General features: G+C 38.9%; 21 protein-coding genes, 1 tRNA gene and 1 pseudogene. 13 read left to right on the forward strand and 10 right to left on the reverse strand.

Annotated features, from left to right (window positions below; all coding sequences use genetic code 11):
- Nucleotides 1–6: 6 nt before the first annotated feature.
- The 4 genes from ACSBFT_RS23640 to rpsT all read right to left on the reverse strand — a co-directional run bounded on the left by ACSBFT_RS23640 (nucleotide 7) and on the right by rpsT (nucleotide 2728).
- Entirely contained in the window at nucleotides 7–1050 is a 1044-nt protein-coding gene (locus ACSBFT_RS23640; RefSeq protein WP_463048515.1) for an efflux RND transporter periplasmic adaptor subunit, read from the reverse strand.
- Between the two features lie 356 nt (nucleotides 1051–1406).
- A complete protein-coding gene (locus ACSBFT_RS23645; RefSeq protein ID WP_463048514.1) occupies nucleotides 1407–1682 on the reverse strand; it encodes a rhodanese-like domain-containing protein in 276 nt (91 codons plus the stop codon).
- A gap of 5 nt (nucleotides 1683–1687) precedes the next feature.
- Nucleotides 1688–2383 carry a RadC family protein gene (gene radC, locus ACSBFT_RS23650; protein ID WP_489602693.1) on the reverse strand — a complete coding sequence of 232 codons (696 nt, stop codon included), beginning with the start codon at nucleotides 2381–2383 and terminating at the stop codon, nucleotides 1688–1690.
- Between the two features lie 87 nt (nucleotides 2384–2470).
- Nucleotides 2471–2728 (reverse strand): 30S ribosomal protein S20, encoded by a 258-nt coding sequence (gene rpsT / locus ACSBFT_RS23655; protein ID WP_463048512.1) that lies wholly within the window; start codon nucleotides 2726–2728, stop codon nucleotides 2471–2473.
- Nucleotides 2729–2900: 172 nt separating this feature from the next.
- On the opposite strand from rpsT, the gene ACSBFT_RS23660 reads away from it, so the two are divergent.
- Entirely contained in the window at nucleotides 2901–3887 is a 987-nt protein-coding gene (locus tag ACSBFT_RS23660; protein WP_489602694.1) for a zinc dependent phospholipase C family protein, read from the forward strand.
- A gap of 9 nt (nucleotides 3888–3896) precedes the next feature.
- Here ACSBFT_RS23660 and ACSBFT_RS23665 read toward each other — a convergent pair whose 3' ends face one another.
- From ACSBFT_RS23665 to ACSBFT_RS23680, 4 genes are all read right to left on the reverse strand, one after another.
- Entirely contained in the window at nucleotides 3897–4226 is a 330-nt protein-coding gene (locus ACSBFT_RS23665) for a hypothetical protein (RefSeq protein ID WP_489602695.1), read from the reverse strand.
- Nucleotides 4227–4775: 549 nt separating this feature from the next.
- A complete protein-coding gene (locus tag ACSBFT_RS23670) occupies nucleotides 4776–5165 on the reverse strand; it encodes a hypothetical protein (RefSeq protein ID WP_489602696.1) in 390 nt (129 codons plus the stop codon).
- A 133-nt stretch (nucleotides 5166–5298) separates the two neighbouring features.
- Nucleotides 5299–6261, reverse strand: a complete 963-nt coding sequence (locus ACSBFT_RS23675) for an electron transfer flavoprotein subunit alpha/FixB family protein (protein ID WP_489602697.1) — start codon at nucleotides 6259–6261, stop codon at nucleotides 5299–5301.
- A 258-nt stretch (nucleotides 6262–6519) separates the two neighbouring features.
- On the reverse strand, nucleotides 6520–7254 hold the full coding sequence (locus ACSBFT_RS23680; protein WP_489602698.1) for an electron transfer flavoprotein subunit beta/FixA family protein: 735 nt from the start codon (nucleotides 7252–7254) through the stop codon (nucleotides 6520–6522).
- 102 nt (nucleotides 7255–7356) lie between these two features.
- Between ACSBFT_RS23680 and ACSBFT_RS23685 the strand changes: the two genes are divergently transcribed.
- From ACSBFT_RS23685 to ACSBFT_RS23710, 6 genes are all read left to right on the forward strand, one after another.
- Nucleotides 7357–7686 (forward strand): tetratricopeptide repeat protein, encoded by a 330-nt coding sequence (locus ACSBFT_RS23685; RefSeq protein WP_463048507.1) that lies wholly within the window; start codon nucleotides 7357–7359, stop codon nucleotides 7684–7686.
- Nucleotides 7687–7791: 105 nt separating this feature from the next.
- On the forward strand, nucleotides 7792–8850 hold the full coding sequence (locus ACSBFT_RS23690) for an asparaginase (RefSeq protein WP_489602699.1): 1059 nt from the start codon (nucleotides 7792–7794) through the stop codon (nucleotides 8848–8850).
- Between the two features lie 141 nt (nucleotides 8851–8991).
- Nucleotides 8992–9078, forward strand: a tRNA-Ser gene (locus ACSBFT_RS23695).
- A gap of 199 nt (nucleotides 9079–9277) precedes the next feature.
- Nucleotides 9278–10048, forward strand: coding sequence for a glutamate 5-kinase (proB, locus tag ACSBFT_RS23700; protein WP_489602700.1), 771 nt, complete (start codon nucleotides 9278–9280; stop codon nucleotides 10046–10048).
- A 276-nt stretch (nucleotides 10049–10324) separates the two neighbouring features.
- Nucleotides 10325–11401 (forward strand): DUF6807 domain-containing protein, encoded by a 1077-nt coding sequence (locus ACSBFT_RS23705; protein ID WP_489602701.1) that lies wholly within the window; start codon nucleotides 10325–10327, stop codon nucleotides 11399–11401.
- Nucleotides 11402–11439: 38 nt separating this feature from the next.
- On the forward strand, nucleotides 11440–12816 hold the full coding sequence (locus ACSBFT_RS23710; protein WP_463048503.1) for a Gfo/Idh/MocA family protein: 1377 nt from the start codon (nucleotides 11440–11442) through the stop codon (nucleotides 12814–12816).
- Between the two features lie 112 nt (nucleotides 12817–12928).
- On the opposite strand, the gene ACSBFT_RS23715 is transcribed toward ACSBFT_RS23710, so the two are convergent.
- Both ACSBFT_RS23715 and ACSBFT_RS23720 read right to left on the reverse strand, forming a co-directional pair.
- Nucleotides 12929–13465 (reverse strand): TlpA family protein disulfide reductase, encoded by a 537-nt coding sequence (locus ACSBFT_RS23715; RefSeq protein WP_489602702.1) that lies wholly within the window; start codon nucleotides 13463–13465, stop codon nucleotides 12929–12931.
- 207 nt (nucleotides 13466–13672) lie between these two features.
- The gene (locus ACSBFT_RS23720) at nucleotides 13673–14677 is read right to left on the reverse strand and encodes an NADP-dependent oxidoreductase (protein WP_463048501.1); all 1005 of its coding nucleotides are present in this window, start codon (nucleotides 14675–14677) and stop codon (nucleotides 13673–13675) included.
- Nucleotides 14678–14930: 253 nt separating this feature from the next.
- Here ACSBFT_RS23720 and ACSBFT_RS23725 point away from each other — a divergent pair, with 253 nt between their 5' ends.
- The 6 genes and pseudogenes from ACSBFT_RS23725 to ACSBFT_RS23750 all read left to right on the forward strand — a co-directional run bounded on the left by ACSBFT_RS23725 (nucleotide 14931) and on the right by ACSBFT_RS23750 (nucleotide 21403).
- On the forward strand, nucleotides 14931–15791 hold the full coding sequence (locus tag ACSBFT_RS23725; RefSeq protein WP_489602703.1) for an EboA domain-containing protein: 861 nt from the start codon (nucleotides 14931–14933) through the stop codon (nucleotides 15789–15791).
- A 27-nt stretch (nucleotides 15792–15818) separates the two neighbouring features.
- Nucleotides 15819–16730: a TatD family hydrolase gene (locus tag ACSBFT_RS23730; protein WP_489602704.1), complete on the forward strand. Its 912-nt coding sequence runs from the start codon at nucleotides 15819–15821 to the stop codon at nucleotides 16728–16730.
- Nucleotides 16730–17614, forward strand: coding sequence for a UbiA-like protein EboC (eboC, locus tag ACSBFT_RS23735; RefSeq protein WP_489602705.1), 885 nt, complete (start codon nucleotides 16730–16732; stop codon nucleotides 17612–17614). Before ACSBFT_RS23730 ends, eboC begins: the two co-directional genes overlap by 1 nt.
- A gap of 48 nt (nucleotides 17615–17662) precedes the next feature.
- Nucleotides 17663–18838 (forward strand): annotated as a pseudogene (locus ACSBFT_RS23740) (3-dehydroquinate synthase); the annotation flags it as partial.
- Nucleotides 18828–20042: a metabolite traffic protein EboE gene (gene eboE / locus ACSBFT_RS23745; protein ID WP_489602706.1), complete on the forward strand. Its 1215-nt coding sequence runs from the start codon at nucleotides 18828–18830 to the stop codon at nucleotides 20040–20042. The pseudogene ACSBFT_RS23740 and the gene eboE, both read left to right, overlap by 11 nt.
- Entirely contained in the window at nucleotides 20039–21403 is a 1365-nt protein-coding gene (locus ACSBFT_RS23750) for an alkaline phosphatase family protein (RefSeq protein ID WP_463048496.1), read from the forward strand. Before eboE ends, ACSBFT_RS23750 begins: the two co-directional genes overlap by 4 nt.
- Nucleotides 21404–21406: the final 3 nt, after the last annotated feature.

Here is a 21406-nt window from a genome sequence, read left to right on the forward strand (position 1 = left end):
TTAATTCTAGTTAGAAGTTACTACTGTACCAGCTTTTAACGTCTGGAGAGCTGTGGTAATAAGGGAGTCTCCTTCGCTTAACCCACTCAATACCTGAACCATTTTCTCATTTCTTAGTCCGGTTACAATAATGACTTCTTCTACCTTTCCATTTCTTTTAAGGTAAACTTTCTTACCCTCTAACACAGGAATTATGGTTTCAGAAGGAATCATTAATGAGCGTTCTTGGCCTAAGTTCAATTTTACTTTAACAAACATACCAGGCAATAATTTGCCGCTGGAGTTATTCGTCATACCTCTTATCTTCAACGTTCTTAAGGTTTCGTCTATTTTTGGGTCTACTGCCAATATTTTGGAGTTGAATTCTTCCACGGTACCATCAATAGAAAATGAAACGACCTGTCCTACTTTTACTTTGGTCAGATATTTCTCTGGAATGGAAAAGTCTATCTTTAAAGGATTGGTTTGAACCAAAGTGGCTATCAATGTATTAGGCGTAACATAAGCTCCTACAGAAATATTTTTCAAACCTATTCTACCAGAAAAAGGTGCTTTGACTTCCGTTTTAGCAAGTTCTACTTCTAGTAGTTCTTTGTCTGCTTTTAAAGTGCTTACTCTACTGGCGGAAATTTCATATTCTTCTTTACTGATGGCTTCTATTAAAAGTAGTTTTTTCTGACGAGCTTCAATTTGGTTTGCAAGTTGTTCTTCAATCGCCACTTTCTTCAGTTGAGCACGAATGTCGTCATCTTTAATTTTTGCAATTAAGGCACCCTTCTGAACATATGAACCTTCACGGAGATTTAATTGAACCAATCTTCCAGAGGTTTCACTTCTTAGTTCTACTTCCTCATTGGGAGCGAGTGTTCCAGAGGAATAAACCAGTTGATCGGAATTGTCAATTGAAACCGGAATCGTACTTACAAATGTGGCATTGGGCCCTTTTCCAGCACCGGAAGCGGCTGGAGAAGCATCTGAGTCATTCCAGAAAAATATTTTTCCTATAACCAACAGTGCCAAAAGCACACCAACAATTATCAAGGGTTTCATATAAATGGAGTGTTATTCTATATTATAGTGATTATTAATTTTGCCAAATTAACTCCTTTGAATAGTACAGGATACTTTATATGGATGGAGCTAAGTAATGAATAGACCAAAGGATTGTTTGTATATACTTCTGTGGATATACCCTTTTCACCGCCATTTTTACATTTTTTTCCTATTATTTGTGGCTTCTTTTTGAAAGCTTTGTACTTTTGTGGCACTAATTTAAAAAAGCAAAAAGGCATGTTTAATTATCAGTTTCCTACTTGGTTACCAATATTGTTTTTCGTTCTTCTATTAGCAGGTGCTTTCGTTGTTGGAAAGTGGTTGGTTAAGAACGATAGAAAGTACAAGGGTTTTTAAAAAATTCCTTCTTCTAAGTGTAGGATATTCTTATTAGGTAGTTTCTTTTGAAACACCCTAGTTAAAATGTGGCTACGGCTACCATTTGAACATGCTATAATTAGTGTGTCAAAATTTGCAAGTTCCTTTAAATGTTCATTGATTAAATGAGCGGGAATGTTTATACCTCCTATATTAAAGTCTAGAAATTCTGAGGTTTCTCTTACATCCACTATTGTGGCGTTTTCGTTCTTCAAAATCTCAAACATTTCTTTCTGGTTAATCTGCTGCATATTATTTAAAGTGCGTTTTCGTTTGCAAAGCTATAAAAACCGGAATCGGTGTAAATGATATGGTCGGCAATTAGCATATCTAATAGCTCAGCAGCAAGTTTCATTTTTTTAGTAAGCTGAATGTCTGGCTGGCTAGGTCGGGCCCTACCAGACGGATGATTATGAATAAGCACAATGCTACTAGCTAGATTTTCAACAGCGATTTTAAAGACAATTTTAGGGTCTGCTAAAACAGATGCAACACCGCCCTGTCCAATCTTATAGTGTTTTATGGGTCTTCTGCCTTGGTCTAAAAGTAAAATCCAAAACTCCTCGTGTAATAAATCAGATAAAATGGGTTTGAAGAACTCGTAGGCTTTCTGTGGAGAGTCTACTTTCTGGATCTTTTCTGTATTTTCTATTTTTCGTCTTCTACCTAACTCTAAGGCTGAAACTATTGAAATGGCTTTAGCTTCCCCTATGCCTTTGAAATTCATCAGCTCTGGTATGGAGGCTTTGGCTAATTTGTTGATATCGTTTTGGAAAAAATCTAAAATCTCCCTAGCTAGTTCTACGGCAGATTTCTCTCGACTACCAGAGCCTATAAGAATGGCTATGATTTCAGAATTTGAAAGAGCACTTCTTCCTTTGAGTAGTAGTTTTTCTCTAGGTCTGTCTTCTTCAGCCCATTGAGAGATAGCGGGTTTGTGTGTGTATTGCATTTTGAAATATACACCGTTTTATTCCAAAACAAAAAAGCCACCCTCATAGAGAGCGACTTAAGATATCTTTTTCACCGGAGCTTTGGCTTATGCAGCTAAACCGTTTACTAACTTAGTCAATGAAGACTTGATGTTAGCAGCTTTGTTTTTGTGAATTACGTTCTTACGAGCTAATTTATCAAGCATTGCAGAAACAGCTTTCAACTGCTCAGTAGCTTCTACTGCATCCGTAGCCGCACGTAATTTTCTTACTGCAGTACGCGTAGTTTTGTGCTGATATTTATTTCTTAAAGTCTTAGCTTCGTTAGACCTGATTCTTTTTAATGCTGACTTATGATTTGCCATTTATATAAAATATTTACGATTCGTCTTCTTTCGGGGTGCAAAGATAAAAAGAAAGAAAATAATTTGCTAATCTATCTTGTAAAAAAGTGAAAGTTTAATAAAATAATTCATTTGATTACCGTCAAATACTTTAAAATGACTAAAATTAGTACTCATCTAAGCTTTTTGTCCATTGGTAAGAAAAAACAAATTCTTTATTACTAGTCTTGTTCTTGTCATTTTTACGGTTTGCAGTTCTTTTATTTGGGGTTTTTATGCCCATCAGCAGATAAATAGGTTGGCGGTTTACACCCTGCCAGTAGAGATGCTTGGTTTTTTTAAGAGCAATATAGATTACGTTACAGAGAATGCCGTCAATCCTGATAAACGACGTTACGCGGTTGAAGGAGAAGCTCCTCGTCATTATATTGATTTAGATGTCTATCCTAAGGCCATCCAAGAAGATTTGGCAACTTTGAGTTGGTCTAAAGCCGTAGAAAAGTATTCGGAAGATTCTTTAATGGCTTATGGCGTGGTGCCTTGGCAAGTAATAAGAATGAAGTATCAGTTAACAGAAGCTTTTACCAAAAAGGATGTCAAAAATATTCTTAGGCTTTCTGCTGACGTGGGACATTATATAGCAGATGCACATGTTCCGCTGCATACCACAGAAAATTATAATGGACAAATGACCAATCAAATTGGTATTCATGGTTTTTGGGAGTCCAGGTTACCAGAACTCTTTTCAGGCAAGTATTCCTTTTGGTTGGGACAGGCTTCTTACATTGAAAATGTGCCTAAGCGTATTTGGGGCGTGGTTTTTAGTTCTCATGCTGCCTTAGATTCTGTGTTTGCTTTTGAGAAAGAAGTAACCCTGAAGATGAATGACGATAAGAAGTTTTCTGTAGGAGAGCGGAATGGACAAACGGTACGAGAGTACTCTAAGGACTTTTCCAAGAAATATCACAAGATGCTAGAAGGTCAGGTAGAAAAAAGAATGCGTTCTTCCGTGAAAATGATAGGAGATTTTTGGTTCACCTGCTGGGTAGATGCTGGCCAGCCCAATTTGGATGACCTCGGTGTTTACGATTTTGAAAGTTCTGGTGAAGAAGAGGTGGAGCTTAAAAAAGCATGGCTTCGCCAAATATTAAAAGTGAGAAGAGAGGCTGATGATATTTGATGCTATCTCTTATCCTATACTTATGGGTAGCTCTTTAAACATTACATCTATGTATTTATCGCCATTTTTGTACATTAAACTCAGGTAAGTTTGGGCATTTACATCGGCCGCTATGACACAGTTAAACTCCCATGAGGTGCTAAATGCGTCTTCCTTTTCTGTCTGGTTGTAAGTGTACGTATTTCCGTTAAGCACAATAGAGGTTGGTGTATGATTTGAGTTAGTGAAAATGTTAATAGCGTCAGTTCCATTAAGGTCTGTGATAACATAAATGAAATTATCTCGTACATCTCCAGGAATTGAATTGCCAACACTTAGATCGAAGTTAAATAATGACATAGGACATCCATCGCTCCCAACACCATGCTCAAAGAACAGAAAATCAAAAGGATTGGAGTTTGCATCAATGAGCAAGTCGGGAAAGACTTCACTTGGCTAATTTACATTTGGAGATTTTGTTATAGAGCCATTTAGGAAATGGTAACTCTGGTATCTCCTGAAAGTGTAAAGTAATAGTTCCAAGGGGTGTTTCATCACTAATAATGACCAATTCTATTTCAAATTCAGTTTTTCTAAGTTTTTAGGTAAAGTAAGTTGAACCCGCTTTATGCATTAGGTAATCTCCCGATTTTATCGGGACCGTAGTTAAATTGCTTCAAATCAGTACGTAAACCCATTTAAACTCAATCACTATAGCGGTGCTATGCTAATTTCCTTTAATTATCTGATTTATTGTACTTTAACTACTCCCCAACACATAATCCGGGTTGAACCATTTGAAAGCTATGCTCCATAAGCGTTTCCGTTTGAAGGAATAAGTGGAATCAGCTCTATATCTAAGTTTGTTGGGCTACCCATATCCCTAAATGAAACATGATTGGGGCTGATTTATACACGCAGTGCAATCGGCGAACTTTGAGGGAGAAGTTTTTTGATGTCCTTATTGGTGAATTCTAAATCGGGGGTAACAGTTATTGGGATGTCAATGAGACCCTTTGTGCTAATCTTCTCAACTTTTAATGCTTTTGCTTTTCTGCCTCTTTCTGAAAAATTACCTTCTGAATATTCAAAGGTATAGGAATTGGTAATGGTCGTTTCAGGATTGTCAAAGTCACGAGAAGTTTTGGCCAGCGTAAATTCAAATTTTTCTACTTCTTTTTTTACTTCTGGTTCGTCTTCTATGGGAATAGGTGTGTTATCGGAGCTTGTTTTTTTACATGAACTGACTAAAAACAGAAAGGGGGAAATTATTAATAAATGCAGTTTAATGTTTTTCATAACGATATAGATGCTTTACTATAAAGTCATTTAGATTATGGGACAATTTCAATAAAATCAGGATATGTTTATACGTAAAAAGCCTGATCCGCTAAGATCAGGCTTTTTTTTGATTCTTTTTTTTGAGTTAGTTTTAACCCGCTTTTACAGCTGCTGTCAATTTAGGGAGAACATCAAAAACGTCTCCTACAATACCGTAATCTGCCGCCTTAAAGAAAGGTGCCTCTGGGTCAGTATTGATCACTACAATCACTTTAGAGGAGTTAACGCCAGCTAAGTGCTGAATGGCTCCTGATATTCCACAAGCGATATAAAGATTTGGTGAAACTTTAACGCCTGTTTGTCCTACGTGTTCGTGATGAGGCCTCCAGTCTAGGTCAGACACTGGTTTAGAGCACGCTGTGGTGGCTCCTAAAGCTTCCGCTAGGTCCAATAGTGGTTGCCAGTTTTCCGGCCCTTTCATGCCCCTTCCTCCAGAGACTACTAAATCTGCTTCTGGTAAAGGAACCGTTCCTGTAGCTTTAAGTGTTTCGGTGATTTTTGCACCAAAGGCAGCCTCATTAACATCCGCTTGAAATGCTTCTACCGTTGCAGTGGCATCCGAAACTACAGGAGTGATGGCGTTCTTCTTTAAAGCTAGAACTTTGATGTCTGTGCTTATAGACGTTTCTGCAAAGGCTTTTCCTGTGAAAATACTTCTGGTAACCGTAAAGCCGTTGTCTAGGTTTGGTAAGTCTGTTACATTGCCTACCACGCCTGCCTTAAGTGCCCCCGCAGTTCTTGCCGTTACGGCATCTGCTAAGGAAGACTTTGCTGTAATAATAACCTTAGCACCTGTGCTTTTGGCTGCCGCGATTAGTACTTCAGAATATGCCATAATACTGGCAGATTCTAGTTTACTGTCATCTGCGTGTAATACTTTAGTTGCCCCGTAGTTGCCTAATTTTGCTAATTCAGCTTCCGTGGTGTTTCCTATCGCTATGACCGTATTGGTGCCACCCATCATTTCCGCTACTTTGGCTCCATAATAAACGGCTTCTAAAGAGGTCTTTTTTACTGCTCCATCTGCTAATTCTGCAAATACTAAAATTGACATGATGTTTTTTGTTTAATGTTTGAGACTGGATGTCTGTTTTCCAGCGTTTTAATCTATTGTTTTGTTAAATGCAATCATCATATTCATCAAATAAAATGCTTCTGCTTCCTGTTTAATGAACCGATTTGCATTTATATATTTTCTTCTTTGTGGTAAGCATGTGACTACTTTGGCTAATGCATATCCAAGTAATTTAGGAAACCATTCTTATGATTGAAAATTTAAACTTCAATCATCCGATATCTATCACAGGACAAGTTAAATCACCTTAGCTTCCGTTCTTAAAAGCTCAATCAACTTTTCGGCTTCTTCTGCTGGAATCATTTTACAAGCTCCTTTGGCAGGAGGCAATGTATAAGAAGAAACGCTAGTTAAGCTCTCGCCAATCGGCTGAACTACATTAAGTGGTTTCTTTCTGGCGGTCATAATACCTCTCATGCTAGCAATTTTCCATTCCGCTATGGGTTCTTGACATCCTAAAACTAGAGGAAGTGTAGCTTCAATCTTCTCTTTTCCACCTTCTATTTCTCTGGAGATTTTAGCTTTGTTACCATCTATGGTCAATTCCATTACGGGAGATAAAGAAGGAATACCCAAAAGTTCTCCAACGATGCCATGCACCACGCCAGAGTTATAATCTGTCGTTTCTCTTCCCATCATGATCAAGTCGTATCCGGCATCTTTGGCTATATGGGCTATTTGCTCCGCTACAAAGTAAGAGTCTGTAGGTTCAGCATCCACTCTGATGGCGTCGTCTGCTCCAATGGCTAGTGCTTTTCTTATTTGAGGGTCAGAAGATGCGGTGCCTACATTAATGACAGTCAACGTTCCACCAGTTTGTTCTTTAAGTTCCACCGCTCTGGCTAGAGCATAATCGTCATAGGGGCCTATTATGTAAGTAACCCCGTTGGTATCAAAGGCGGTATTATTATCTGTAAAACTGATTTTGGAAGTTGTATCAGGAACACTTGAAATACAAACGAGTATTTTCATGCTTATTAAAATTTGTTAAATTGAAATATAGATATTTGAATCAAAAGATTCAAAATTGTTATGCATGCATAACATTACAAATGTAACGAGCCCATTAAGAGAATGCAAGAAGACCGTTTGAAATTATTATTGGAATTTTTAGAAGCAGATCCTGAGGATCCATTTAATAGGTATGCTGTAGCTATGGAGCTATTAAAAGGAGATTTGAAAAGAGCAAAAAGCCATTTAGAGCGTCTGGTGAAGGAGTTTCCAGATTACCTGCCGACTTATTATCAGTTGGCAAAAATCTACTTTGATAGTGACGATTTAGAAGAAGCAGAGCAAATATATTTAGGAGGCATTGCTTTAGCGAAATCTCAAAATAACGGGAAGATTCAAAGGGAATTGGAAGGAGCTTATGAGATGCTGAAGGATGAAATGGAGGAATGGTAGCTTCGAGTGCTTCAGCCACTATCGGGTGGCTAAGTCTCCTTTGAATGTCTCAGCTAAGGTCGAGTGTTGTTTTAAATGATGTTTAGTGTAAAATAAGTTATAGTGATGTATAAAAAGTTAAAAGTGAATACCAGTGGAAATGGAGCGTCAAGGATTTTGATGATTTATACTGGAGGGACCTTAGGAATGGTTTATGATAAGCAGAAGAAAACCTTAGTGCCTTTTGATTTTGATGAAATTCAAAAAAACATTCCTGAGCTAGAGCGTTTTGAGTCTGAATTAACCATTATCCCTTTAGAGCCACCTATTGATTCGTCTAACATGAGCCCTGCCATCTGGCTGGAGTTGGCAAAAATGATTGAGGATAATTATCATGAATATGATGGTTTCGTAATACTACATGGAACCGATACTATGGCTCATACGGCGTCCGCTTTGAGTTTTTTGTTTGAGAACTTGGCAAAGCCAATCATTTTAACGGGAGCTCAGCTTCCCATAGGCGTGGCCAGAACAGATGCTAGGGAGAATATGATGACGGCTTTAGAACTAGCGGCAGACAAAGTGGATGGTGAAACTATTTTATTCGATGTCTGCATTTATTTCAATGGAAGGTTACTGAGAGGAAACAGGGCTAAAAAATATGAAAGTTCCCAGTTTGATGCCTTTCAGTCGGAAAACTATCCAATGCTGGCAGAAGTGGGTATTTATTGTGTTTATAACAGACCTTATATGATGCCAAAGCCGGAGAGGGAATTTACTTGTTATGCCCATTTAAACACTAATGTTTTGATTTTAAAACTCTTTCCTGGGCTTTCAAATTTATTTGTAAAACACTTGTTGGCCACGGAAAATTTAGAGGCTGTAGTTCTAGAGACTTTTGGTTCTGGAAATGCGTCGTCTGATCCTGAATTTTTAGGAATTCTCCAAGATGCTTCTGAGCGTGGCATTATTATTTTAAATGTTTCGCAGTGCAGTGGGGGAGAGGTGCGTCAAGGCGACTATGATACCGGAAAAGGTCTTCAAGCTGCTGGGGTAATTAGTGGAAAAGATATGACCACGGAGGCAGCTGTATGTAAACTCATGTTTTTGCTAAGTCAGAATTTGGCTAGTCCACGCCTAAAAGAAATGCTAGAATCAAATTTAAGGGGGGAAGTGGTAGATTAATCCCATAATTTAAGGAAAATAGCCTAAAGTTCATGCTAATCTTAGCTTTATTTTGTCGGAATGAAAAGAAACTGTTAAATTTGCAAGCCGAAACTAAAAGCAGCTGATTTTGGTAGGTTAATTTACCAAAAAAAGCAACACAGAGGGATGTCCGAGTGGCTGAAGGAGCACGCTTGGAAAGCGTGTAAGTCAGCAATGGCTTCGCGGGTTCGAATCCCGCTCCCTCTGCTTTTTTTTCATTATTTATAGAGTTTTTAGCAGGTTTTGCTAAGGGGTTCCTCACGGAACTTTCAGGATATTCCGCTCTATGGAGAAAGCTGGAAAATCAGTTTGATGTTTAATTCTAAGAACATCTCAGCTTACATCTTTGAAAATTTATTTAAGTCGTAACCAAGAATTTTGTTCTTGGTTGTTTTTCTTTGTTATTATGTATAAAAAACGAATTGTTGTAAAAGTCGGTACAAATGTCATGGTCAATAAATCCAGGAGGCTTGTTAAGCCTGTTTTGGAAGGTTTGGTACAGCAAATTGCTGCTTTATTTGAAGAGGATATTATCTGTGTGTTGGTGTCTTCAGGTTCTGTGATTGCTGGTAGAGAGATTTTAGGAAGAATCAAAATTCAAGACAAAGCCCAAAAAAGACAGGTGTATTCTTCTGTAGGCCAGCCAAGAATGATGCTTCATTACTACAATATTTTTAGTAGATATGGAATGAATTGTGCTCAGGTGCTAGCTACCAAAAGAGATTTTAATCCTGGGAGGCATCGTGAAAACATGATTAACTGTTATGAGGGTTTACTTTCTGAAGGGGTAATTCCTATTGCCAATGAAGACGATGCTGTTTCTATAACCAGTTCAATGTTTTCGGATAACGATGAATTGGCATCGCTAGTGGCAGAGTTGATAAGTGCAGATATGCTTATTATTTTGACGAGTACCGATGGTCTTTATGACGGAGACCCGGATGCTCAACATACTAAGCTTATAAAAAATGTAAGCGTGGGTGAAAACGTAGAGAAATACGTGGAGGATAAGGCTAAAGGAGAAGGAGAAGGGAGAGGAGGAATGGCTTCCAAATTGAACATGGCAAAGGCTACTGCAGCTAAAAATATTCCTACAATCATAGCCAATGGAAATAGGCCGAATGTCATAATTGATATTGTCCATGGCGAAGCCATAGGCACTAGAGTGTCCCTATAATTGGTTCCTACTTAAAAACGGGCTATTTCACAAAGGTGAGGTAGCCCGTTTTTGTTTATATAGGATTCTTGACATTATTGTTAAGCTTATTTTGAGTGTCTTAAAATGGTATAGGTTTAGGCATGTGAAAACTAGAGTTGCGTTTTTCTTGATTTGGTCGAGCGAATATTAAGCTTTAAGTGAAATTGTTTCAAACTGATGAAGTAATCGACCTGTAAAACTTAAGTTTTCAATATATTTGACTTGTATTTATCTCAACCCATTTAAATAATATCAATGAAAAACTTAAAAAGTAGCTTGTCTACTTATTCGGCATTTGTTCTTACACTCCTGTTATTCTCCTGTGGTGCTAATGAAAGCAAGTCTACTGAAGAAGAAAAAGCACCACGAATTCAACTCGTACAAAATGCATCTGAGCAGAAAGTAGATGTGATGATTGACGGAAATTTATTCACTTCTTACATTTACCCATCTACCATTAAAAAGCCAGTTTTGTATCCTTTAATTACTCCAAAGGGAACAAAAATAACAAGGAAGTTTCCTTTGGAGCCTTCTGTTGGCGAGCGTGTAGACCATCCTCACCATGTAGGTATGTGGTTTAATTATGGTGATGTAAATGGTTTAGATTTTTGGAATAATTCAGATTCTATTCCAGAAGAAAAGAGAGAGCATTATGGGACTATTGTTCATAAAGAAATAGTGTCTGCAAAAGATGGTGACGATGAAGCTCAATTAGAAGTGGCCATGGACTGGGTAGGACCTGATGGCACTGTTTTACTTAAAGAAAATACTACATTTATTTTTAGAGCTTTAGATAACGAATATTCAATTGACCGCATTACAAAACTGACTGCGGCTAATGGTGAGGTAAACTTTAAGGATAATAAAGAGGGTGTCCTAGGCATCAGGCTTACCCGTGAGATGGAACATCCTTCTGACAAACCAGACATTTTTACAGATGCTAATGGTATAGCTACGACCGTAAAAGCATTGAATAATGAAGGTGTAAATGGTCATTACTTAAATGCGGAAGGTGTAGAAGGTGAAGCTTGTTGGGGATTGAGATCTAATTGGATGAACTTAGGCTCTAAAATTGGAAACGAAGAAATTTCTCTGGCTATACTAGACCATAAAGAAAACGTGGGTTACCCTACCTACTGGCATGCTAGAGGTTACGGCTTATTTGCCGCCAATCCTCTTGGTCAAGAGGTTTTCAGTGATGGAAAAGAGAAGTTGAACCTTAAATTGGCAGATAAGGAAAGTGTTACTTTCAAACATAGAGTAATCATTGCTAGCAGTGCTTTAAATAAAGAAATCTTGGATAAAAGGTTTACGGAATTTTCGGCCCAATAAATAATACTATTCAAACCTATAAAATAGAAAAATCAAACATGAGTAACAGAAGAGAATTTATTAAAAAGGCTACACTGGCGACCTCTGGGGTTGTTTTTGGAACCTCAGCATTATCCGCAAAATCGTATAGAAACATTTTAGGTGCCAACGACAGAGTCATATTAGGTTCTGTGGGAATTGGAGGAAGAGGAAAAGACCTTTTAGGTAGCTTTTCTAGCATGTATAAAGATGGGGTAACCATAAAAACGATATGTGATGTAGACTCCAAGTTTTTTGCCGAGAGACAAGCACTTTCAGCTAAAAATCAGAATGGTAACAAACCGGGTACAGCGACAGACATGCGTAAGCTGTTTGATGATAAAGAAATAGATGCAGTGGTGGTGGCTACGCCAAATCATTGGCATGCACTTTCTGCCATTTGGGCTTGTCAGGCGGGTAAGCACGTGTATGTAGAAAAACCAAGTTCTCATAATGTATGGGAAGGTAGAAAAATGGTGGAAGCTGCAAGGAAATATGACAGGATAGTTCAAGTAGGTTTTCAAAACAGATCTATTTCTAATGTTATGCAAGCGATTGCATTCTTACATGATGGCGGAATAGGTGATGTTTTCATGGCTAGAGGTACCTGTTTTAAGCCTAGAAATTCTTTTGGAATAACGAAAGATAGCACACCACCGTCTACATTAGATTACGACAGATGGTTAGGACCAGCTACATACAGACCGTATAATGAGAAGAAAGGTCACTACAACTGGCACTGGCACTGGGATACAGGAAACGGAGATACAGGAAACCAAGGTCCTCATCAATTTGATGTGGCACGTTGGGGCTTAAATAAGAAAGTACACCCTATTAAAGTGCAGTCTATGGGTAACATTTTTGGTATTTCACCTTCGGAATGTTCTCAAGAAACGCCTAATACTCAGATTTCTGTTTTTGAATACGCCGACGGTAAAATGTTGGAGTTTGAAACAAGAGGAAGGTTTACCAATGCCGAGTCTAATGAAGGCATTAAGATAGGTAATATGTTCTATGGCACAGAAGGCTGGATGGAGATAAACGGTAGCACTTGGAAAGCCTATAAGAATGATGAGAAGGAGCCTTTTGCGGGTTCTGGAATGGGTGCGGGTGCAGCCATTGGAGGGGATAGTTCTTTCAGAACAGCACCAGATAGTAATGGGCATTTCGCTAATTTTATTGATTCCTTAAAAGCAGGAAATAACAAAGGTTTGAACTGCGAAGTGGAGGTTGGCCATATGTCAACGGTATTGCCACTGATTGCAAACGTCGCTTACAGAGTAGGAGAGACTTTAAGATTTAATGGAGAATTTGAGGAGTTTATCAATAATGAGGAAGCAGATTTAATGCTCAGCAGAAAGTATAGATATCCTTATATCGTTCCTCAAAACGTATAATTAGGAAAATTAAACCCCTTAAATGCCCAGGTTGTACTGGTTTGTTTAAGGGGTTTTTTATGTTCAATAGTTGGTCATATATGGAAGCTTCTCCAATCGTGAACCTTAGATTTTAATCCAACAGGCTTCTTACTTCATCGCTGTTCCAGTTAGCAGAACCTGTTTTGTCAATTAAAATGTTGCCTTTTTCATCTATGAAGTAAGTGGTGGGCAGGCTATTTGTTTGTAATTCCGGAGGAGCGGTACTTGTAATCTGATAGATGGGTAGCTTATAGCCATATTTTTTGAGGAACTTATCTATGGCGGCAGGATTGTCATTGGTCGCAAAAATAAATACTGCCTTGTCTTTATAATCGTCATGTAAGGCCTGCATGCTAGGCATCTCTGCAATGCAAGGTGGGCACCAAGTAGCCCAAAAATTAATCAATATTTTTTTGCCTTCGAAGGCATTTAAGTTGATAGAATTTCCATCTAAATCCATCAATTGCCATTCGTAGTTGCTCAATTGTTTAACATCCTCAGGCTTCTCTACAGATGGACTAAAAGCTAAAAGTCTATTCACGGCCACCTTAATGGGGGTTCCGGTTTGGGGGATGACTAATAATACTACAAATATTCCAAAGAGTATATTGCTCCAATTTCTTTTCATAGCTGCAAAGATGTGCCATTTTGTGTTTTTAGTCTGTGATTGGCGTCACAGAAGTCCCTAATAATTGGAAGTGTCTGAATGAAAAGAATACGGATAAAGATTGGTACCGTAACACATGAAAATAAAGCGAAATCAAAAGGAGGTAAAAGTGCTACTAGCTAATTTTTAAAACGCACAATCTTTTTAGCTTGTGCGTTTCTTTAGTTTCTAATCTTCAGAAACTTTCAATATTAATTTCCCTTGTTTATTGCCGTCAAAAAGCCTTAACAAGGTATCATTAAAGTTTTCAATGCCTTGGTAAATATCTTCTTTGCTTTTTAGTTTGCCCTCGTCCAGCCAAATTTCCATTTGCTCTCTGGCTTCATGGTAGCGGTTGGCATAATCAAAAACCACCATACCTTTCATAGAGGCTCTGTTGACCAGTAAGGACATATAGTTACTTGGGCCACTAACTTTTTCAGTATTATTATATTGAGAGATGGCTCCGCAAATAACAATTCTAGCATGCATAGCCAGTCTAGAAAGAGCGGCATCTAAAATTTCACCACCTACATTGTCAAAATAGACATCAATGCCTTTCGGACAATGCTCTTTTATGGCAGCATAAATGTTATCAGATTTATAGTCAATGGCGGCATCAAAGCCCAGTTCGTTTACGAGATAGTCGCATTTGGCTTTGCCGCCGGCTATTCCAATGACTTTGCAGCCTTTGATTTTGGCAATTTGCCCTACCACACTTCCTACGGCACCGGCAGCACCAGAAACCACTACGGTTTCACCTTCTTTTAGTTCACCTACTTCCAAGATCCCAAAATAGGCGGTCATGCCCGGCATGCCTAATACGCCTAGGTATTCTGTTAAAGGTCTATGACCTTCTTCTACTTTTAAAAATCCTTTTCCGTTAGAAACGATATACTGCTGCACACCACCAGTACCTACTAGTACATCACCTTCTTTGAATTTTGGATGATTATTGGCTTTTACCACTCTTCCTAAGGAGCCTGCACGCATCACCTCGTTAATACCAACTGGCGGTATATAAGAGCGTACATCTCTAAGCCAACCTCTCATGGCAGGGTCTAAAGAAATATATTCTGTTTTGATTAAAATTTCACCTTCGGCCAATTCAGGTATTTCAGCAGTGTTTAAGGTCCAGGTAGAAGCCGTAGGTAAGCCTACTGGGCGTTCTTTCAATAAGATTTGTTTGTTCATTTGTTTGTTTTGAAGTTTTTCAAGAGTTCACCCTAAAATTAGGCAATGGAAAATTAAATTCAGATTTTCTTTCCACTTACTGTTTGTAAAAAGCCTCTTTTCTTATTTAGAACTTCACATTTCGTATAGTCATCCATGTTTCTTTTGTTTTTGACGGAAAGCATTGAATTGAGGTGAAAATAGACCGTTTTGAAACGTAAAATCCTTAATTTTGTTGAACCTATTGACAATAAGTCTTCATTGAAAAAGCTGAATGCAGCAGGAGAGTGTGAGCGGAATTACAAGTTTAAAAGAAGAAGTATTTAAGTGTTGCTTAAATAACTTGGCGGAACAATCATCGCTAGATTGGTTTAAAGAAAAGGTACAGAAATCAGAAACGAACGCATCGTTTTTTCTTGCCTTTGGTATGCTAAATAGGAAGGTGGAAAATTCGAGCGTTACCATTTTACCAGATTTAAAGGAGCGTTTGCAAAAAATTAATCCAGCCTTTTCTGAAAAAAAATGGGACTTAGTTTCCTTTTGCAGGTTGGCCTTCTTGCTTCATTTGGAGTCTTCGGCGATCAAAGAGAAAATAGAAACGCTGTTAGCCTCTGCCGACATAAAGGAGCAAGTAGTCATTTATAGATCACTACCGTACTTAGAAAACGCAGGAGATTTCAAGTTGAATATCATTGACGGTATCCGTACCAATATGATTGACGTTTTTGACGCCATTGCTTTAGAAAACAACTACGCTTTCACCTATTTCGGTGAAGACGCCTGGAATCACATGGTCTTAAAAGCCATTTTTATGGAAAGACCAATTTATAGAATTTATGGTATTGACGAGCGAAAGAATGACAAGCTAGCTGGAATTCTACAGGATTTCGTGCATGAAAGATGGGCCGCAGGAAGATTAGTTACTCCAGAACTATGGCGAATACTGAGTGGTTTTACAACCGAATCCATAATAGACGATTTGAAAAAAGCCGTGCTTAATGATACAGGTTTAGGTAAAGCAGCCGCTCAAAAAGTTTTAGAAGATGCCAATCAAACAGACTGGCTAAGAAGTCAGGGTTTATCTACCGTTACAAAGACATGGGAAGAAATTGGTAAAGAAATATGGGAAGCTTAAAAATACGAACCAATAAAGTTTAGAAATATGAAATTTATAGACCCACATGTACACATGTCGTCCAGAACTACGGATGATTATCAAGCCATGCAGAAGGCGGGAATAGTGGCGATAATAGAACCAGCATTTTGGTTGGGACAGCCAAGAACGGAAAAAGGAGCTTTTAAAGATTATTATAGCAGTATAGTAGGTTGGGAGCCCTTCAGATCTTCTCAGTTTGGTATCAAACATTACTGTACCATTGGCCTGAATTCTAAAGAGGCTAATAATGTGCCTTTGGCAGAGCAGGTGATGGAATTACTGCCATTATATGCCACTAAAGATAATGTGGTGGCCATAGGCGAAATTGGTTATGATGACCAAACGGAAGCAGAAGATAGATTTTTTAGAGCTCAGATAGAACTCGCGAAAGAAGTCAATTTGCCAATACTGATACATACGCCGCATAGAGATAAGAAAAACGGGACTTTACGCAGCATGGATGTGTTAGAAGAGCATGGGATAGACCCTTCGATGGCGATTATAGACCATAATAATGAAGAAACAGCAAAAGCTGTTTTAGATAGAGGTTATTGGGCCGCATTCACCATTTACCCAAGAACTAAAATGGGTAGCGAAAGAATGGTGGAGGTTGTGAAACAGTATGGTTCAGAAAGAATCATAGTGGATAGCTCAGCCGATTGGGGTGTAAGCGACCCGCTGGCGGTTCCTAAGACTGCACATCTTATGTTGGCAAATGGCATTTCTAAGGAAGATGTGCACATGACCTGTTACCAAAATGCATTAGATGCTTATGCCAAAAGTGGTAACATGAAAGAAAGTGATTGGGCGAATGGTGTTACCTTTGACCAGTCGGTACTTTATGGCGGAAATAGCGTTTTACGTGGTCAAGACCCTGTAAAAGGAAAGGCTTCAGACTCAGTCATTATAGAAAATTAATGAAGCTTTTCTATTATTTAGCAATGACCAGGCCTGCCAATGTCATTACGGCAGTGTCTGATATAGCGGCAGGAGCGGCCATTGCAGGTGCGTTTCTATTACAACCATTTCCATGGACTTCGGTCTTATTATTGGCACTGGCTACGGCCTGTCTTTATGGTGGAGGTATTGTTTTTAATGATGTTTTTGATTTAGAAATAGACAAAGTAGAACGACCAGAAAGGATTATTCCAAGCGGTAAAGTGACGCAGCGTCAGGCGGTAATATTCGGTATATTTCTATTTGTAATTGCTATATTCACTGCCTCTTTTGTAAGCGTTCTGAGTGGGGTAATAGCGGCCTTAGTGGCACTTTTTGCGGTGATATATGATAAATTCGCCAAGCATCATTTAGTGGCTGGCCCTTTAGCTATGGGTGTATGTCGTGGTTTAAACTTGGCATTAGGGATGAGTGTTTTGGCCAACGGTCAATGGCCAGAAATGTGGATGATGATTTTCCTTCCAATCGTTTTTATAGCGGCCATTACCTTGACCAGTCAAGGTGAAGTTTTGGGGAATAATAAACTAGCCGTGACGTTTGCCCTTATATTAGATGTGCTGGTAGCGTCGGTGGTTTTAACTTTGGGCTTTAAAGGAATAATGAATCTTTGGATGGTTTTGCCTTTTGTACTGCTTTGGATAGGGATAAATTTGCTTGCCAAACTCAAAGCCATTCGGTTTAACGAACCTAAGAACATTATGAATGCGGTGAAGATGGGAGTTCTCTCCTTAATACCGCTGAATGCTAGCTATGTAGCAGGTTTTAGCGACTGGAAATACGGTTTAGCCGTATTATGCCTTTTACCTGTTTCCATATTATTGGCTAAAAAATTCGCTGTAACCTGAATTTAAAACCAGGTTTTTTGATTTTAAGATAGACGTCAGGAAAGATATAAAATGAATATAGAGCAGAATTTCTCCATCAATTATAAATATCAAATTCTCTTCACGAGAAATATGTTTGATGTATCAAACACAGAGCTGTTTGATGTTTTAAATGAGCAAAAAGAATCGCCAAAGGCCATTCAAGTGTCTTTTGTAATAGACAGCGGATTGAATGATTGTCAGCCAGAGCTTATACACAATATTGAAAAATATGTGTCCGCCTTTCCTAAATTAAAATTGGCCTGTAAGCCCATTATAGTGACGGGAGGAGAAGACGCCAAAAATACCATGTCGGAGTTTGAGAAAACACTGTCCATGATAAACGAGGCCAAGATAGACCGTCATTCTTTCCTTTTAGCTATAGGCGGAGGAGCAGTTTTAGACATGGCGGGTTTTGCAGCAGCCGTTGGGCATAGAGGTATCAGACATATCAGAATCCCGACTACGGTTTTATCTCAAAACGACTCTGGTGTAGGTGTAAAAAACAGCATCAACTATTTTGGTAAAAAGAATTTCTTAGGAACATTTGCTCCGCCTTTTGCGGTGATAAATGACCTGAACTTTTTGACGTCTTTAGATGAGCGTGACTGGCGAGCAGGCATGTCTGAAGCGGTAAAAGTGGCATTAATAAAGGATGAAGCATTTTTTGATTGGATAGAGGCGAATGCCATTGCTCTTAATAATAGAGATCTGGAGGCTATGGAGAAATTGGTTTTCGATTGTGCTAAATTGCACACCCACCATATTTCTAATAGCAATGACCCTTTTGAAATGGGTTCTTCCAGACCATTGGATTTTGGCCATTGGGCGGCTCATAAAATGGAGCAGATCACAAACTTTGGAATCAAACATGGTGAGGCGGTAGCCATCGGTATCGGTTTAGATATCGTTTATGGAACGTATGCCGGTTTTATGTCGGAAGTGACTGCAGACCGCATTATAAAAGTACTATCAAACTTAGGTTTTGATACTTTTCATCCCGTGCTTCTAAACGAAACAGGCACGCATATTAATACAGAGCTTTTAAAAGGACTAGAGGAATTTAGAGAGCATTTAGGTGGCGAACTCACCATCACCATGGTAGAGAAAATAGGCGAGAAGTTTGATGTGCACGAGATGAACACCGACTGGATTGAAAAAGCCGCTTTAACACTATTGAAAAAGCAAGAGACCCATGCGTATTAATAAACATCAGGCACATTTAAGCTACTGCAGTAATATCCACGCAGGGGAATCTTGGACGGCCACTTTTGAAAACCTTAAAAAGTACACCACCAAAGTTAGAGATGGCCTAAAAACCAAAAGCTTTGGCATAGGTTTAAGACTTTCAAACGAAGCTTCCTTGGAACTTTTGGAAGATGATAATCTGGCTATTTTCAAGGACTGGTTGGCCAGTGAAAACATGTATGTGTTTACCATCAATGGTTTTCCTTATGGTGGTTTTCATAATCAAGTGGTGAAAGATGAGGTGCATACACCAGACTGGAGTACGCCAGATAGGCTGGCATATAGCATTCGCTTATTTGATATTTTGGCCGAACTATTGCCAGAGGGTTTAGATGGCGGAGTTTCTACATCGCCCATTTCTTATCGGTTTTGGCATAAAGATGAAGCGGCTTTAATAGAAGTAAAAGCGGTGGCGGTGCGTCAACTTTCTCAGCTAATGCTTCACCTGGCTGAGATCAAAACGAAAACAGGGAAAAGTCTACATTTAGACATGGAACCTGAGCCAGATGGCATCTTAGAAACCAGCGACGAGTTTGTTGATTTCTTTAATAACGATTTACTGCCATTGGGTAAAAATCAGATAAGTGCTACTTTGGGTATAGGCCTAAATAAAGCAGAGGAGATTATCAGAGAGCATTTTCAGCTGTGTTATGATGTGTGCCATTTTGCCGTGGGTTTTGAAAAACCATCGGAGGCTATAGCCAAGGTAAAAGCGGCCAATATCGGTATTGGAAGAATTCAGATTTCAGCGGCATTGAGCAGCGGTATTTTAGGTAGATCAGAAGATAGAGCGATTGTTCAAGAGCAATTGAAAAGATTTGACGAACCTACTTATTTGCACCAAGCGGTGGTAAGAAAAACGGACGGTGCACTGGTAAGGTATAAAGATTTAGGTCCAGGCTTAAAGGATATTCAGCAGGCGGATTTTCAAGAAATAAGAACACATTTTCATGTGCCTGTTTTCACAGAGAAATATGAGAAATTGATATCTACGCAGCAAGATATTATAGATACGCTGACTGTTTGGAAAGAAGAAAACTTCACCAATCATTTAGAGGTGGAAACCTATACGTGGGATGTACTTCCGGAAGCCATGCAAACCGATATAGTGAGCTGTGTGGTTAGAGAGTTGGATTGGGTTAGAACAGTAGCAACAGCATGAAAAAAGTAGCGGTAATTAACGTCATTGGTTTGTCAAAACGGGTTTTAGGAAAGCATACCCCTTTTTTGAGCCAATGGGCGGCTAAGAAAAATATAGCAAGTGTGGAGCCTGTTTTACCTGCTGTAACTTGTGCTGTGCAAACCACTTATTTGACAGGAAAATGGCCAAACGAACACGGTATAGTAGGGAACGGTTGGTTTTCAAAAGAAGCCCAAGAGGTGCAGTTTTGGAAACAGTCGAACCAACTGGTTCAAGCTCCCAATGTGTGGGATAATATTCGAAAAACGAACCCTGGTTTTACTTGTGCCAATATGTTTTGGTGGTATAACATGTATTCTACGGCAGATTATTCGGTCACCCCAAGGCCGCAGTATAGAGCAGATGGGCAAAAAGTACCAGACTGTTATGCTGCTCCAGCAGATTTAAGGGACCGCTTGCAGGCAGAATTGGGTACTTTCCCATTATTCCATTTTTGGGGACCAAAGACCACTATAAAGTCTAGCCAATGGATAGCCGACGCTTCTAAAAAAGTGCAGGAATGGTATCATCCAGATTTGATGTTGGTCTACTTACCACATTTAGATTATGTGCTGCAGAAATATGGGCATGATGAAAAACACTTGCCAAAAGACCTCGCGGAGATTGACAAAGTATGTGAAGACCTAATCACCTATTTAGAGGCACAAGGTGTGGAGGTTTCTGTCATTTCAGAATATGGCATTACGAATGTCGAAAGACCTATTCACCCAAATCGTGTTTTACGTGATATGGGTTTGTTAGGGATTAGAGTGGAAAATGGTTTGGAGTTATTAGATGCTGGGGCGTCAAAAGCCTTTGCAGTAGCCGACCATCAAATAGCCCATGTGTATGTCAATGACAAAACGCAGCTAGCGGCTGTTAAAAAACGATTTGAAGCGGAAGCTGGCGTAGCCTTAGTTTTAGATGAAGAGGGTAAAAAGAAATATTATTTAGACCATGAACGCTCAGGCGACTTGGTGCTGGTAGGGGATGACAAAAGTTGGTTTACCTATTATTTTTGGGAAGATGATGCCAAAGCACCAGACTACGCCAGAATGGTAGATATTCATAAAAAACCGGGTTACGACCCAGCCGAAATGCTTTTAGACCCAAAGCAAAAACTTATTATCCCGAAAATCATCTTTAAAGTGCTTAAGAAAAAGCTGGGCTTTAGAATGGTGATGGATGTGATTCCTTTAGACGCTACTTTAGTGAAAGGCTCTCACGGTGCTGTCAATCTTCAAGATGAAGACAAAGCTATTTTTATAAGCAGCCAAAAACATGATTCTAATATTGCCCCTACAGCCATTCATGATTTGATTATGAATTCGGTTTTAAACTAATAT

The sequence above is a fragment of the Arcticibacterium sp. SM2516 genome (assembly GCF_057914865.1).

Bases quoted from the DNA above. Each gene is read 5' to 3' on its own strand.
- ACSBFT_RS23640 (WP_463048515.1), bottom strand. From the start codon at position 1,050: ATGAAACCCTTGATAATTGTTGGTGTGCTTTTGGCACTGTTGGTTATA.
- ACSBFT_RS23645 (WP_463048514.1), bottom strand. From the start codon at position 1,682: ATGCAGCAGATTAACCAGAAAGAAATGTTTGAGATTTTGAAGAACGAA.
- radC (WP_489602693.1), bottom strand. From the start codon at position 2,383: ATGCAATACACACACAAACCCGCTATCTCTCAATGGGCTGAAGAAGAC.
- rpsT (WP_463048512.1), bottom strand. From the start codon at position 2,728: ATGGCAAATCATAAGTCAGCATTAAAAAGAATCAGGTCTAACGAAGCT.
- ACSBFT_RS23665 (WP_489602695.1), bottom strand. From the start codon at position 4,226: ATGTCATTATTTAACTTCGATCTAAGTGTTGGCAATTCAATTCCTGGA.
- ACSBFT_RS23670 (WP_489602696.1), bottom strand. From the start codon at position 5,165: ATGAAAAACATTAAACTGCATTTATTAATAATTTCCCCCTTTCTGTTT.
- ACSBFT_RS23675 (WP_489602697.1), bottom strand. From the start codon at position 6,261: ATGTCAATTTTAGTATTTGCAGAATTAGCAGATGGAGCAGTAAAAAAG.
- ACSBFT_RS23680 (WP_489602698.1), bottom strand. From the start codon at position 7,254: ATGAAAATACTCGTTTGTATTTCAAGTGTTCCTGATACAACTTCCAAA.
- ACSBFT_RS23685 (WP_463048507.1), top strand. From the start codon at position 7,357: ATGCAAGAAGACCGTTTGAAATTATTATTGGAATTTTTAGAAGCAGAT.
- ACSBFT_RS23690 (WP_489602699.1), top strand. From the start codon at position 7,792: ATGTATAAAAAGTTAAAAGTGAATACCAGTGGAAATGGAGCGTCAAGG.
- proB (WP_489602700.1), top strand. From the start codon at position 9,278: ATGTATAAAAAACGAATTGTTGTAAAAGTCGGTACAAATGTCATGGTC.
- ACSBFT_RS23705 (WP_489602701.1), top strand. From the start codon at position 10,325: ATGAAAAACTTAAAAAGTAGCTTGTCTACTTATTCGGCATTTGTTCTT.
- ACSBFT_RS23710 (WP_463048503.1), top strand. From the start codon at position 11,440: ATGAGTAACAGAAGAGAATTTATTAAAAAGGCTACACTGGCGACCTCT.
- ACSBFT_RS23715 (WP_489602702.1), bottom strand. From the start codon at position 13,465: ATGAAAAGAAATTGGAGCAATATACTCTTTGGAATATTTGTAGTATTA.
- ACSBFT_RS23720 (WP_463048501.1), bottom strand. From the start codon at position 14,677: ATGAACAAACAAATCTTATTGAAAGAACGCCCAGTAGGCTTACCTACG.
- ACSBFT_RS23725 (WP_489602703.1), top strand. From the start codon at position 14,931: ATGCAGCAGGAGAGTGTGAGCGGAATTACAAGTTTAAAAGAAGAAGTA.
- ACSBFT_RS23730 (WP_489602704.1), top strand. From the start codon at position 15,819: ATGAAATTTATAGACCCACATGTACACATGTCGTCCAGAACTACGGAT.
- eboC (WP_489602705.1), top strand. From the start codon at position 16,730: ATGAAGCTTTTCTATTATTTAGCAATGACCAGGCCTGCCAATGTCATT.
- eboE (WP_489602706.1), top strand. From the start codon at position 18,828: ATGCGTATTAATAAACATCAGGCACATTTAAGCTACTGCAGTAATATC.
- ACSBFT_RS23750 (WP_463048496.1), top strand. From the start codon at position 20,039: ATGAAAAAAGTAGCGGTAATTAACGTCATTGGTTTGTCAAAACGGGTT.